The 14239-nt window shown below is 73.7% G+C and carries 11 protein-coding genes; 3 read left to right on the top strand and 8 right to left on the bottom strand.

Annotated features, from left to right (window positions below):
• Positions 1-94 precede the first annotated feature (94 nt).
• Genes ASE27_RS09710 through ASE27_RS09690 form a run of 5 tightly spaced genes read right to left on the bottom strand, consistent with a single transcriptional unit; the run spans position 95 to position 5216 of the window.
• Positions 95-757: an ABC transporter ATP-binding protein gene (locus tag ASE27_RS09710; protein ID WP_056649215.1), complete on the bottom strand. Its 663-nt coding sequence runs from the start codon at positions 755-757 to the stop codon at positions 95-97.
• Positions 757-1677 (bottom strand): ABC transporter ATP-binding protein, encoded by a 921-nt coding sequence (locus ASE27_RS09705; RefSeq protein WP_056649213.1) that lies wholly within the window; start codon positions 1675-1677, stop codon positions 757-759. The genes ASE27_RS09710 and ASE27_RS09705 overlap by 1 nt, the downstream gene beginning before the upstream one ends.
• Entirely contained in the window at positions 1674-2495 is an 822-nt protein-coding gene (locus tag ASE27_RS09700; RefSeq protein WP_056649211.1) for an ABC transporter permease, read from the bottom strand. Before ASE27_RS09700 ends, ASE27_RS09705 begins: the two co-directional genes overlap by 4 nt.
• Entirely contained in the window at positions 2488-3636 is a 1149-nt protein-coding gene (locus ASE27_RS09695; protein ID WP_235534297.1) for an ABC transporter permease, read from the bottom strand. The genes ASE27_RS09700 and ASE27_RS09695 overlap by 8 nt, the downstream gene beginning before the upstream one ends.
• Complete coding sequence (locus tag ASE27_RS09690) at positions 3603-5216, bottom strand: ABC transporter substrate-binding protein (RefSeq protein WP_200955927.1); 1614 nt, start codon at positions 5214-5216, stop codon at positions 3603-3605. The genes ASE27_RS09695 and ASE27_RS09690 overlap by 34 nt, the downstream gene beginning before the upstream one ends.
• Before the next feature lie 357 nt (positions 5217-5573).
• On the opposite strand from ASE27_RS09690, the gene acs reads away from it, so the two are divergent.
• Positions 5574-7604 (top strand): acetate--CoA ligase, encoded by a 2031-nt coding sequence (acs, locus tag ASE27_RS09685; protein WP_082608762.1) that lies wholly within the window; start codon positions 5574-5576, stop codon positions 7602-7604.
• Between the two features lie 259 nt (positions 7605-7863).
• Here acs and ASE27_RS09680 read toward each other — a convergent pair whose 3' ends face one another.
• Positions 7864-8718 carry a hypothetical protein gene (locus ASE27_RS09680; protein ID WP_056649205.1) on the bottom strand — a complete coding sequence of 285 codons (855 nt, stop codon included), beginning with the start codon at positions 8716-8718 and terminating at the stop codon, positions 7864-7866.
• 160 nt (positions 8719-8878) lie between these two features.
• Between ASE27_RS09680 and ASE27_RS09675 the strand changes: the two genes are divergently transcribed.
• Entirely contained in the window at positions 8879-9541 is a 663-nt protein-coding gene (locus ASE27_RS09675) for a GNAT family N-acetyltransferase (RefSeq protein ID WP_082608822.1), read from the top strand.
• Between the two features lie 226 nt (positions 9542-9767).
• On the opposite strand, the gene ASE27_RS09670 is transcribed toward ASE27_RS09675, so the two are convergent.
• Entirely contained in the window at positions 9768-11234 is a 1467-nt protein-coding gene (locus ASE27_RS09670) for an MFS transporter (protein ID WP_056649203.1), read from the bottom strand.
• A gap of 196 nt (positions 11235-11430) precedes the next feature.
• Positions 11431-12744 (bottom strand): NAD(P)-binding domain-containing protein, encoded by a 1314-nt coding sequence (locus ASE27_RS09665; RefSeq protein ID WP_235535400.1) that lies wholly within the window; start codon positions 12742-12744, stop codon positions 11431-11433.
• Positions 12745-12919: 175 nt separating this feature from the next.
• Here ASE27_RS09665 and ASE27_RS09660 point away from each other — a divergent pair, with 175 nt between their 5' ends.
• Positions 12920-14212, top strand: a complete 1293-nt coding sequence (locus ASE27_RS09660; protein WP_056649200.1) for an esterase family protein — start codon at positions 12920-12922, stop codon at positions 14210-14212.
• Positions 14213-14239: the final 27 nt, after the last annotated feature.

The following is a 14239-nucleotide window of genomic DNA, read 5'->3' as shown; positions in this document are numbered from 1 at the left end:
GAACCCCTCGACGAGGCGAGGTGCCCGACGGCGCCGCGCACCGTCGTCGGGCAGGGCACCTCTCCCCCGGTCGCCCCGCCCGGGCGGGGACCGCTCAGTGCTGGGCCGGCTCCCGCCGCAGGTCCGCGAGCGCGCTGACCTGCGAGCAGCACGCCGCGAGCAGCTCCTCGTCGTGACTGATGAGCAGGACCCCCACGCCCTGGGCCGCGGCCTCGGCCTCGACGAGGCGCACGAGCGTCGCCGTGGTCGCGGCGTCGAGCATCGCGGTCGCCTCGTCGCAGATCAGGTAGCGCGGCTCCTGCGCGAGAGCCCGGGCAAGGCAGGCCCGCTGGAGCTGGCCGTCGGAGACCTGGTAGGGCCTGCGCGTGAGCAGGTCGGGGGTCAGGCCCACGCGCGCCGCGACCCCCTCGACGTCGACCGGGCGACGGGCGACCTCGGCGGGCTGCGCGATGATCGAGCGGAGCGTCAGGCGCGGGTCGGTCGAGGCGCGCGGCGACTGGAAGAGCATCGCGACCGTGCCTCGCAGGTCCCCCTGGACCGCGAACCGGGTGCCCGTCGCGACCTGGTCGTCGATGCTCACGGTCCCCGCGCGCGGCGCGTCGAGCAGCGCCAGGACCCGGGCGAGGGTGGTCTTGCCCGTGCCCGAAGGGCCCGAGAGCCCCACGATCGTGCCCGCCGGGACGCTGATCGAGACGTCGGTCAGGACCGGGGGCTTGCGGCGGTAGCCCGCCACGACGCCGCGCGCCTCGAGGCTCATCAGGCCACCTCGCGCAGCGTGCGGTAGGCGCGGTCGCCGACCTGGACCAAGGCCGTCGGGCCGCCCGACTGCCGGGTCTCGGGGCGGCGCAGGTGGTAGACGCAGTCGTCGGGCAGGTCCGTGAGCTGCGGCGGCGAGCCCGGCAACGGGTGCAGCCCGCGCGAGGGCAGCGCACCCAGGAGGTCGCGCGTGTAGTCGTGCCACGGGTCGTCGAACACCTCGGCCGCGGGCCCCGTCTCCATGAGGCGCGAGGCGTACATGACCGCGAGCCGGTCGGCCACGCCCGTGCGGACCAGGGACGCGAGGTCGTGCGTGATGAGCAGGACCGCCGCGCCGTCGTCGGCGCACTCGCGCAGCAGCCCCAGGATCCGGTCGGTCAGGGCGCGGTCGAGGCTCGCCGTGGGCTCGTCCGCGACGATCACCGAGGGGTCGCCCGCGAGCGCCCCCGCGACGGCCACGCGCTGGGCCATGCCGCCCGAGAGCTCGTGCGGGTAGCAGTCCAGCGCCGAGGGATCGAGGCCCACGCGCTCGGCCAGCTCGTCGCTCGTGCGCACCGAGCCGAGCGTCGCGATCGTCTCCTCGAGCTGCGAGCGCGCGGTGCGCACGGGCGTGAGGTGCGTGGCCGCGGACTGCGGGACGAGCGCGGCGTGCAGGCCCCGGAAGGGTTCGCCCGCGAACACGTCGAGAGCCCCCTGCGGGGTCGTGACCGTGATCGAGCCGGTACGGCGCGCGCCCGCCGGGAGCTGGTCCATGACGGCCGACGCCAGGATCGACTTGCCGCAGCCCGACTCGCCCACGAGGGCCGTGACCGTGCCGCGTGGGACGTCGAGGCTCACGTCGCTCGCGGCGTGCACGACCGAGCCGTTCGGCAGGGGCAGGCGGACGGTCAGGTTCTCGACGCGCAGGCCCGCCGTGCTCATAGTCTCAGCTCCGAGGGTTGGGGTGGGGTGATGACCTTGCGCAGCGCCTGGCCCGCGAACGCGACCGCGAGCGTCACGACCACGAGCACGGCTGCCGGGAAGACGAGGGTCCACCACCCGCCCAGGAGCAGCGAGCTGCGCGCCTCCTCGAGGAGCGTGCCGAGGCTGGGCTCGTGCGGCGGGAGACCGAAGCCCAGGAAGGACAGCGTGGACTCGTGCCACACCGCGTGCGGTAGCAGCAGGACGACCGCGATCATGGCCTGCGGCGCGGTCGCGGGGACCAGGTGGCGCACCGCGACCTGCCGGCGGCTCGCGCCCGCGAGGACGGCCGCGTCGATGAACGGGCGCTGGCGCAGGCTGAGGATCTCCGAGCGGATGATGCGCGCGACCTGCGTCCAGTGGGTCAAGGCGATCGACAGGATGATCGCGAGGAGGCTGCCGCGGAACATCGCCACGATCACGATCCCGAGCAGCAGGTGCGGCAGCGCGTTGACCGCGTCGGTGCTGCGCATGATGATCCGGTCCGGCCACCCGCCCCAGAACCCGGCCGCGGTACCGACCACGACCCCGATCACGGTCGCGAGCAGCGCGCACAGGAGCGCCACGACGAGCGAGGTCCGGATGCCCGACGCGATGCGCACGAACAGGTCGCGCCCGGCCGAGTCGGTGCCGAACAGGTGCTCCGCCGACGGCGCCTGGCGGGCCTGCGCGAAGTCCGTGACCCGGTCGTCGACCCCCGCGATCCACGGGACCAGGACCGCGTAGAGCACCACGACCGCCAGGACCGAGCCCGCGATCACCAGGTTGCGCCTAGCCATCGGTGCTCACCCGGGGGTCCATCAGGGCCACGACCACGTCCGCGAGGAGCGAGCCGACCATGACCACGACCGTCGTCCCGATCGTCAGGAACGCCAGGAGCGCCATGTCGAGGTCGCGGGCCGACGTGACGATCGCCCCCGCCACGCCTGGCCAGCTGAAGACCTCCTCGACCAGGACCGCGCCCACGACCAGCTCGGGCAGCCGGACGCCCACGATGTTGACGAACGGCGCGAGCGAGGTCGGCACGATGTGGCGGCGCGTGATGGTCGGCGTCGGGATGCCGCGCGAGACCGCACCGGCCACGAAGTCCTCGCCCTTCGACGTCACGACCGACTCGCGCACCGCGAGCAGCAGCCACGGCACCTGCGAGATCGCGAGGACCACGACCGGCAGGACCAGGTGGCGCAGCACGCCCCCGACCGTGGGGTCCGCTCCCCCGTCCGTGAGCCCCGCCGCGGGCAGCCACCCCAGCGCGAGCGCGAACACCGCGATCGCCGCGAGCGACATGACGAACGGCGGCAGTCCCTGCACCACGACGCACAGCGCCGTGACGCCCCGGTCCAGGATCCCGCCGCTGCGCACGCCCGCCGCGATCCCCAGCGCGAGCGCGACCACGACCGCGAGCGCGAGCGCGGCCCCCGCGAGCAGCAGCGTCCACGGCAGGCGCTCGGCGATGACCTGAGCGACGGGCTGGTTGAACGACCGAGACAGCCCCAGGTCCCCTCCGAACAGGTCCTGCACCCATCCCCAGTACGTCGAGTACCAGGGCCGGTCGAACCCGAGCTGCTCCGAGATGATCGCCTTGTCGGCGTCGCTCGTGGTCATGTACCGGGACCCGAGGTACCCGACCAGGGGGTCGAACGGCGAGTACTTGGCCGCCGCGAACAGCCCTGCGGAGACCGCGGCCGTGACCGGCACGATGAAGAGCAGGCGGCGCCCCACCATGGCCCAGATGTCGCGGTGGCGCCCGCGGCGCAGGTCACGCACCGAGGGTGCGTCGTCGGGCGCGGGGCGGGAGGCGCCGTCGGGCACCGTGCCTGCCTGCCCGGCGTCCTGCCCGGGGCGCCCGGCGGGGCGCTCCTCGCGCCCCGCCTGGACCGTGGTCATCAGTCCCGCGTCCAGGACTGCAGCGACCACCACGGACCCCACGTCACGCCGTGCGCGTGCGGCTCGAGGACGGGCCCCGACATGGACCAGCCCGCGTCCTTCGAGACGTACGTGTGGTCGAGGAACACGAGGTACACGTACCCCGGGTCGTCGATGTACGCGTCCTGGACCTCGCGGTAGGCCGCGTCGCGCTCGGCCTGGTCGAGGCTGCGCCGCCCGACCTCGAGCGCCGCGTCGACGGTCGCGTCCTGGTAGTCGCTCGGGTTGTCGTAGATGCTGCCGACGTCGGGCTGGACGAACACCGAGCTCAGGGCGCCGTACGCCTGCGTGTCGGGGTCGAACGGCTCGTCGCCGCCGCCCAGGAGCGTCGAGTCGGTGTTGATGCGCGGGTCGATCCGGTCCCAGGACAGCGCCTCGAGGTTCACCTCGACGCCCACCGCGAGCGCGTCGGACGCGAAGGCCTGCGCGAGGTCGCGGCGGACCGTGTCGACCGAGTTGTACATGAGCGCGATCTGCGCGCGCTGCCCGTCCTTGACCCGGATCCCGTCCTCTCCCTCGACCCAGCCCGCGTCCGTCAGGATCTGCTGGGCCTGCGCCGGGTCGTACGCGAAGACCGCACCGGGCTCGTACGCGTCGCCGTAGACCTCGGGGATGGGCGTCGCGGCCAGGCGGCCGTGCCCGCCCAGGACGTTGTCGATCATCGACTGCCGGTTCGCGGCCAGGTTGAGCGCCATGCGGACCGCGGGGTCGCCCGCGACGGGGTTGTCGGTGGGGAGCGAGAGGCCGCGCCAGTCGGCCGAGGTGTGCGCCGTGACCGTCATGCCGTCCTTGCCCTCGAACGTGTTCGCGAGCAGCGGCGGCAGGTTCGTGCCATCGATCTCGCCCGAGGCCATGCGCTGCGCGCGCGTGTTGTCGTCGGGGACGTAGAGGAGCGTGAGCTTCTTGACCTCGGGCGCGCCGTCCCAGTAGTCCTCGTTGGCCTCGAGGACCGCGCGGTCCGGGGACAGGTCCACGAGCGTGTAGGGCCCGGTCCCGATCGGTGCGGTGTTGAGCGTGGACTCGGCCGCGAGGCCCGGCGTCGCGACGGCCTCCGAGGGCACCACGCCGATGAGCATCTTCGTCAGGAGCGGCGCGTACGAGTACGCGAGGTGGAACTCGACCGTGTCGTCGCCGGTCTGGACGACCTCCTCGATCATGTCGAACGACGACCTGGCCTCGGACGCGGACGCCGGGTCGAGGATCGCCTCGTACGTCGCGACCACGTCCTCGGGGCCGAACGTGCTGCCGTCGGAGAACGTCACGTCGGGACGGATCTTCACGGTCCACACGGTCGCGTCGTCGTTGGCCGTGGGGAGCTCGGCGGCGAGCGCGGGCTCGAACCCCGGCATCCCCTCGCCTCCCGTCAGGCGGACCAGGCCGTCGTACATCTTGGCCTCGCCCGCGGCCCCGAAGCCCGCGACGGGGTTGTACCCGCCGAGCTCGTAGCCGTCGGCGAGCACGATGCCGTCGGTGCCCCCGTCCGCCGCGTCAGCCCCCGCGGCGCTCGCGCCGTCGGCGCTCCCGCCCGGTGCCGTGCAGGCCGTGAGGACCAGGATGCCGCTCAGGGCGATCACCGGAAGAACAGGACGTACTGCTCGAGATCGCGCCACGACGTTCCTTTCGCAGCGAGCAGCGGAGTGCTCACCTGGTCAGTAGTTCGGGTTCCGGCCATCGTGGCACTGCTGCGACGTTGTCGCATGAGCAAGCGGGCCCGACGACGTCGCCCACCTTTTTGTCAGCACCCTCGCCCATTTCGAGAACCAGTGACGCGGGTCACCCGATGGGGTCTAGACTCGCCCAGTCGGGGCAGGACAGGCCCCGTCGCTCGACGTGTCTCGCACCCCTTGCGGCCGCTCGCAGGCCGCGGGGATCTCACGTCATGAGCCCCGCACCAGAGTCGATGCGCACCGGAGGTAAGAGTGCCTGAGAATGTGACCGCCACCGAGAACCAGGTCGACGGGCAGCCCGAGTCCACGGGACTGGAGAACCTCCTCCACGAGGAGCGCAGCTTCCCGCCCAGCCCCGAGTTCGCCGCCCAGGCCAACGCCCAGCCGGCGCTGTACGAGGAGGCCGCAGCCGACCGTCTCGCATTCTGGGCACGCCAGGCCACCGAGCTCGTGTCGTGGAAGACACCGTTCACCGAGACGCTCGACTGGTCGAACGCACCCGTCGCGCGCTGGTTCGGCGACGGCACGCTCAACGCCGCCTACAACGCCGTGGACCGCCACGTCGAGGCCGGCAACGGCGACCGCGTCGCGATCCACTTCGAGGGCGAGCCCGGTGACACCCGCACCGTCACGTACGCGGACCTGCAGCGCGAGGTCTCGCGCGCGGCCAACGCGCTGAGCGCGCTCGGCGTGACCACGGGCGACCGCGTCGTCATCTACCTGCCCATGATCGTCGAGGCCGTCGTCGCCATGCTGGCCTGCGCGCGCATCGGGGCCCCGCACTCGGTGGTGTTCGGCGGGTTCTCTGCCGACGCGCTGCGCAGCCGCATCGCCGACGCCGAGGCCAAGGTCGTCATCACGGCCGACGGCGGCTACCGCCGCGGGTCCGCGTCGGCCCTCAAGCCCGCGGTCGACGAGGCCCTCGCCGCCAAGGAGGGCGCCGAGGCCACCACGGTCGAGCACGTCCTGGTGGTGCGCCGCACCGAGCAGGACGTCGAGTGGACCCAGGGTCGCGACATCTGGTGGCACGACGCCCTCGAGGCCGCCGACGTCCAGCACACCCCCGTGTGGGTCGAGGCCGAGCACCCGCTCTTCATCCTCTACACGTCCGGCACCACCGGGAAGCCCAAGGGCATCCTGCACACGACGGGCGGCTACCTGACGCAGGCCGCGTACACGCACAAGAACGTGTTCGACCTCAAGGCCGAGTCCGACGTCTACTGGTGCACCGCGGACATCGGCTGGGTCACGGGCCACTCCTACGTGACCTACGGCCCGCTGCTCAACGGCGCGACCCAGGTCATCTACGAGGGCACGCCCGACTCCCCGCACCAGGGCCGCTGGTGGGAGATCATCGAGAAGTACAAGGTCTCGATCTTCTACACGGCGCCCACCGCGATCCGCGCCTGCATGAAGTGGGGCGAGGAGATCCCGAACAAGTTCGACCTCACGAGCCTGCGCGTCCTGGGGTCGGTCGGGGAGTCCATCAACCCCGAGGCGTGGATGTGGTACCGCCGCGTCATCGGCGGCGACAAGGCCCCGATCGTCGACACCTGGTGGCAGACCGAGACGGGCGCGATCATGATCTCGCCGCTGCCGGGCGTCACGGCGACCAAGCCGGGCTCGGCGCAGGTTCCGCTGCCGGGCATCGTCGCGGACGTCGTCGACGACAACGCGCGGCCGGTGCCCGACGGCGGCGGGGGCTACCTCGTCCTCTCGGAGCCGTGGCCCTCCATGCTGCGCGGCATCTGGGGAGACCTCGAGCGCTTCAAGGACACCTACTGGTCCCGGTTCCCGGGCATCTACTTCGCGGGCGACGGCGCCAAGAAGGACGAGGACGGCGACATCTGGCTGCTCGGGCGCGTCGACGACGTCATGAACGTCTCGGGTCACCGCCTGTCGACCACGGAGATCGAGTCCGCGCTGGTCTCGAACCCGCTCGTGGCCGAGGCCGCTGTCGTGGGCGCCACGGACGAGCTGACCGGCCAGGCCGTCGTCGCGTTCGTCATCCTGCGCAGCGAGCACGCGGCCCGCGCGGCAGACCCGGAGGGTGCCGCGGCCGTCGAGCTCGAGCTGCGCAACCACGTGGCCAAGGAGATCGGGCCCATCGCGAAGCCCCGCAAGATCCTCGTGGTCCCCGAGCTGCCCAAGACGCGCTCGGGCAAGATCATGCGCCGCCTGCTGCGCGACGTCGCCGAGAACCGCACGGTCGGGGACGCGACGACGCTCGCGGACTCGTCCGTCATGACGCTCATCGCGTCGGGGCTGGCGAAGCCGGCGGGCTCGGAGGACTGAGCCCGGCCCGGCGCGCCGAGCTGGTCGGCGCGCCGGGCACACCGGGGCAGGAGGACTGATGCGCCTCGACCGAGGGCACCTCACGTGGTGCGCTCCGCCGTCGGGGACCTGGCGGGCCGATGAGTTGTCAGAACCACACCGGGCCATTCCCCGGCCACGTTCTGACAACTCGGCCCCGCCCACGAGGCGCGCTCACCGCACGTGGTGCGCTCCGCCGTCGGGCCTCGTGGCCTCGCCCGCGGGCCTCGACGCGAGCGCCCTACGCCGGCTCGGCCGCCTCGTCCTTCGACGGCCCGACGCCGTCGCTCGCCTCCCCCGACTCGGCCGCCTCGTTCGCGGGGCTCGTCGCGAGGACCACGCAGCCCGCGAGCGCGACGAGAGCCGCGACGGCGACCGCCGGGTCCCAGCCCGAGCGGATCGTGTCCCCGAGCACCGCGATGCCGACAGCCCCCGGGACCACGACCTCGACGACCGACAGGATCGCGGCGTTCGTCCCGACCTTGCCGCGCTCGAGCGAGCGCAGGTACGCGAGCGCCCCCACGACCCCGAACAGCACGATCGCGATCGCGAGCGGCTGGAAGATCGTGTCCCAGATGTCCCCCGACGCGTGCGCGCCTCGCGCCGCGACGGCCGCCCCCGAGTAGCCGAGGGCCCCGATCACGGCGAGCAGCACCGGCGTCCCGGCCTTGTAGAAGATCAGCGCGACGACCGCGAGACCCGCGGCGACCCCGATGAGCACGGGCGTGAACCAGTCGGGCGGCACGGGCGCGGGCTGCTCCCCGCCCGCGATCCCCAGCACCACGAGCGCGGCCACGATGGCCGTCATGGCCGCGACGTCGATCCGCCGCATGGGCACCGACAGGAACACCCTCGCGAGCAGGACCGTCACGACGAGCGAGCTCGCGAGCACGGCCTGGACCACGAACAGGGGCAGGTGGTCGAGCGCGACGAGCGAGAACAGCCACGCGACGAGGTCGACAGTGAACGCGAGGATCACGAGCGGCTGCCGCACCACGGCGAGCCCCTGCGCGCGGCGGGCCGCGACGGCCTGCATGACGGTACTGACGCCGTAGCCGATCGCGGCGGCGACGGCGGCGAGCAGGCTGAGGAACACGGGGCCTCCTGAAGGTCGACCCCCAGTCTTCCCGCGCAGTGCGCGCTGCGCGCGGTGACGAGCCGTCGGATCGGACGTGACCTCGGACTCACACCCTCCGACACGGGGAGAGTCCCTGCCGTTCACGGGGCCGAAACGCACCGTGGCTACCGTGACGGCCATGCGGATCGAACCCCTCACCTTCCCCGCGCCCGGTGGTGGCGCACTCGTCTCCTCGAACGCCCGCGGCGGGACCGCCGGGACCACGGTCCGGTCGGGTCGCCCGGGTGTCCCCGGCCGACCGAGCCCGGCAGCAGCACCGGCCGCCGGCCTCTCGCTCCTCGACAGCCTCGCCGCGCGGACGGCCGACCTGTCGTGCCTCGCGGACGTTCTCATCGACTGCGTCCAGGGCGGCGCGAGCGTCGGCTGGGTCAAGGCCCCGACCAAGGAGCAGGCGACGGCGTGGTGGTCGGCGTTCCTGGCGGACCCGGACCACCGGACGTGGGTCGGGCGTGACGACGCGGGTCGGATCGTGGCGACCGCGTCGCTCGCCCTGACGTCCAAGGCCAACGGCGCCCACCGCGCAGAGGTCGTCAAGCTCCTGGTCCACCGCCAGGCGCGCGGCAACAAGTTCGCGCCGGGGCTCATGGCCACGATCGAGCGCTTCGCGAAGGCCGAGCGGCTCTCGCTCCTGACGCTCGACACCGAGACGGGCAGCCTCGCCGAGTCGCTGTACCGCAGGTGGGGCTGGTCCGAGGTCGGCGCCATCCCGGGGTTCGCCAAGGTCGCGGGCGGCGCGCTCGTGTCGACGACGATCTTCTACAAGCAGCTCGGCGCACGCTGACGGGTCCTGTCAGGACCGGGGAGCCCTCGGGTTCCGGCTCGTCCTGACGCGACGTGCCCACCGCACGGCCGACCACGCACGTCAGGACGAGCGACGCCTCTGCACCACGCTGGTCCTGACCGCCCGGGGCAAGGGCGCCCCGAGCACCTCCCTGCCGCGCTCACGACATCCCCGCGGTTCCGGAGTCCCGGAGTCCCGGACGACCTGGCCCCCGACGCGCAGCGCCTCAGACCGCGATGCGCGGCGCGCGCAGGAGCCGCCCCGCGACCAGCACGAGGTAGGCGACGAGCAGCACCGCGGCGCCCCACGCGAGCGCGCCGTACGACGAGACCGCGATGACGATCCCCGCGAGCACCCCACCGAGCGCGCCGCCGAGGTTCATCGCGAAGTCCGAGAGCCCCTGGACCTGGGTCCGGTCCGCCGCGGGGGTCGCGTCGATGAGCAGCGCCGAGCCGGCGACGAGCCCGCACGACCAGCCCACGCCCAGCAGCACGAGCCCGACCGTGAGCCGCGCCGAGTCGTCGCTCGGCGCGCCCGCGACGACCACGGCCGACGCGAGCAGGATCATCCCGCCCACCGCGAGGACGCGCGCGTGCCCGATCCGGTCCGCAGCCCACCCGATGACCGGGCTGAGCACGTACATGCCGGCGATGTGCGCGCTGATGACGATCCCGATGACCTGGAGGCTCGCGCCCCCGTGCCCCATGTGCACGGGGGTCATGGACATGAGCCCGACCATCACGAGGTGGCTCACGACGATCGCGACGAGCGCGAGCTGCGCCGTGGCCGACGCGCGGATCACGGCCCACCCGGCCGCGAGCCCGGCGCGGAAGCCGGGGCGCGCGGGGGTCGGCGCGGCGACCATGTCCGCCTCGGGCGGTGCGTCCACGGTGCCCGACGGCGCAGCCTCCCCGGCAGCGTCGGCACCGGTCGCGGGCGTCCCGGCACGGGCGGCGGCCCCCTCGGACGAGCTCGCGGCGGCCCGCGCTGCCGCCACGTGCAGCGGGTCGGGGCGCAGCAGGAGCCAGACGGACGCGGCGGCCGCGGCGAACGCCAGGGCTGCGACGAGCAGCGGGGCTGCCGACGTGCCGTGCGTGCCGTGCTCCCCGACCGGGCCGGGCAAGAGTCCGAGCTTCTCGGTCGCTCCCGCGAGGTTCGGGCCGAGCACCGAACCGATCGTCGTCGCCCAGATCACGACCGACAGGTCGGTCGCCCGGCGTGCGGGCCGGGCCAGGTCGGTCGCGGTGAACCGCGAGGCGAGGCCCGTCGCGGAGCCCGCGCCGAACAGCAGCATGCCGGCGAGCAGCAGCGGCCACGTCTGGAGCAGGGTCGCGGTCGCTGCGAGGGCCGCTCCGAGGAGGGCGACGACGTATCCGGACGTGAGCGACCGCCGTCGGCCGTGGCGCTCGGCGAGGCGCGAGAGCGGGAGCGCGACGATCGCGGCCCCCACGACGGCCGTGGTCTGCGCGAGGCCGGCGATCGCGTCGGAGCCCGAGAGCTCGGACGCGATGAGCGAGCTCACCGAGATGCCGGTCGCGACCCCGATCCCGCCGAAGACCTGGCTCGCCGCGAGGACCGTGACGGTCCGTCGCTGGATGCGGTCGACGGGGACGTCGGCCGGGGGGCCGGTCGGTCCACCCGCCGAGGCCCCGGCGGGGAGGTCGTCGGGTCCGGGGAGGCTTTCAGGAGTCACCCCGGAAGCGTATCGGCGCCCTCACCCTCGCTGAGTTGTCAGAACCACACCGGGGTATCCCCCGGCTCACTTCTGACACCCGATCCTTGTTGTCAGAACCACACCGGGGTATCCCCCGGGTCACTTCTGACAACCACTCTCCTCGAACGACCAGATCTCGAGGGCAAGGCACGAGGGTCCGCCGGCGCAGGCAGGCTCACGCCGGCCCCGGCACCACCGACCCACTCGGTTCCACCGGCACCACCAGCCGACTCGGCCCCCTCGTCGCCGCACCGTCGAGCACCCGCAGCACCGACCGCACCGCCTCCCGGCCGGCCCGGTTCGCCCCGATCGTCGACGCGCTCGGCCCGTACCCGACGAGCTGGACGCGGGGGTCGGCGACCACGGTCGGCCCGTCCATGACGATCCCGCCGCCAGGCCCACGCAGCCCCAACGGCCCGAGGTGGTCGAGCGCGGCCCGGAAGCCCGTGGCCCACAGGATCACGTCCACGCCCTGGTGCGTCACGCCGTCGGGACGGACTCCCGGGTCCCACGCGACGCCGTCGGGCACCACGCGCGAGAACATGGGCAGGCGCCGCAGGACGCCCGAGGCGATCCCCGCCTCGTACACAGGCGTGAGCGGCAGGCCCGTGACGGACACGACGCTCTCCGGCGCGAGGCCCGCGCGCGTGCGCTCGTCGACGAGCGCGACCGCGTCGCGCCCCCGGTCCTCGTCGAACGGACCGCCGACCCACACGGGCTCGCGGCGCGTGACCCACGTGGTCGAGGCCGCGTGCGGCGCGATCTGGAGCAGGAACTGCGTCGCGGACGCACCGCCGCCGACCACGACCACTCGCCGGCCCGCGAAGTCCTCGGCCGCACCGAAGTCGTGCGTGTGCAGCTGCCTGCCCGCGAAGGACTCGCGCCCCGGGTACCAGGGCCAGAACGGCTTGGTCCACGTCCCCGTCGCGTTCACGAGCGTCCGCGCGCGCCAGGTCACGGGTCCGTCGCGCGTGGTCGCCTCGACCAGCAGCGCGCCCGACCCGGGATCGTCGCGCACCTCGCGCACGCCGACGGGCCGCAGCACGCGCAGGTCGTTGAGCTGCTCGTACGCCCCGAAGTACCGCCCGACGGCGGTGCTCGCGCTCTCGCGCGGGTCGCCCGGGTCCAGGGCCAGGCCGGGCAGGTCGTGCACCGCGTGCGTCTGCGCCATGGTGAGCGACGGCCAGCGGAACTGCCACGCGCCACCCGGCGCGGGCGCCCCGTCGAGCACCACGAAGGTGCGCTGGTCCCCCGGGGAGGCTCCGTCGTCGGGCCCGGCCGACGGGAGCCCGTCGAGGCCGAGCGGCACGAAGCCCCGCCGCCGCAGGTGGTAGGCGGCCGAGAGCCCGGCCTGCCCCGCGCCCACCACGAGGACGTCGACGTCGACGGGCTGGGCCGCCGGCGACGACTGCACGCGCTGGGACTGCTCGACGGGCTGAGGCTGCTCGAAGGGCAGTGCCGGAAGCGCCGGTGCGGACGAGGTGCTCACACCCGTACCAACCGCGCGGGCCGCGGGACTCATCCGGCCCGTGACCGTGACGCGCCGCACAGCGCAGCGACGGGCATGGGGACACGTCGTGAACGTCCGTGAACGTCCCGTGCACCTTGGCGGCCACCTGGGCGTTCGCCCGGTGGAACCTGTGCGCGGCGGGCACCCTGGGAGGGTGAGCCCGTTCCACGTCCTTCCCGGCGCAGCCCTGCCGGGTGCGTCCTTGCTGGCCGGCGCGGCCCCGTTGCCCGAGCCCGACACCGCCCCGACCCTGCCGCCCGCCGTGCTGCGCGAGCTCGCGGGACGCAGCGACTGGGTGTCGTCCTGGTGGACGGCCGGGCTGCTCGCGGCCGCTGCGGTCCTGGTCGCCGCGCTCGTGGTGCGGGACCGGCGGCGTCGGGCGTCGCGCAACACCGTCGACACCGAGGACGACGGCGGCGGACGCGCGGACGCCGGTGACGGTGACAGCGCGAGGCCCGGCCGCCGCGGCGCGTGGCGCGCCTGGGCCGGGACGGTCGCGTCGGGGCTCCTCGTGGTCCTGTCCGTGACGGTCGCGGTCAACGCGTACGCGGGCTACATCCCCAACGCCGCGGCGTTCCGCACCACGATGGCGGGCTGGGGGATCGTCGACCCACCGCCGAGCCATCGTGACAAGCCCTCGGAGCGCGCGGGCTCGTCGGCGACCGGCTCGGTGACCTCGACGCCGCTGCCGGCCCCGGACCTGCGGATGGCCGACGGCACCACGTGGGTCTACACGCCGCCGGGCTTCGACCCGTCGGCCCCGACCCGCTACCCCGTCGTCTACCTGTTCCACGGCAGCCCCGGCCAACCGAGCGACTGGTTCGCGGCGGCAGACAGCGCCAACGTCATGGACACGCTGCTCGAGGCGCAGCTCGTCCAGCCCATGATCCTCGTCGCGGTCGACGTCAACGGGACCGGCCCCTCACCGCGCGACACCGAGTGCCTGGACTCGACGACGGGCGGCGCGCAGGTCGAGACCTACGTGACCGACGTCGTGATCCCGTGGGTCGACAAGAGCTTCCCGACGGTCCCGGACCGGGACCACCGAGCGATCGGCGGGGCGTCGTCGGGCGGGTTCTGCGCGCTCAACCTGGGCCTGCGCCACCTCGACACGTTCAGCGCGATCATGGCCCTCGAGCCCTACGGCGACCCGGGCGACGGCGGGCGCGCGATGCTCGCGACGCAGGAGGAGTTCGACGCGAACTCGCCCAGCCACTACCTCCCGACCATGGACTTCACCGCGCCCGTCGCGGTCTTCCTCGACGGCGGGACCGAGGCCCCGCGGTTCGACCGCGAGGCCAACCGCCGGCTCGCCGCCGCGCTCACCGCACGGGGTCAGACCGTCGGGCTGCGCGAGGAGCCCGGCCAGGGACACACGTGGGCCATGGTCCACGCGGGCCTGCCGTACGGGCTGGAGTTCGTCTCGGAGCACCTCGCGCAGCCGTGAGCGACCGGACCCGATGAGTCGTCAGAA

This window comes from Oerskovia sp. Root918 (assembly GCF_001428945.1).
Lineage (GTDB): Bacteria > Actinomycetota > Actinomycetes > Actinomycetales > Cellulomonadaceae > Oerskovia > Oerskovia enterophila.
The sequence above is the reverse complement of the archived record's forward strand: the minus strand, read 5'-3'. Positions and strand labels throughout refer to the sequence as shown.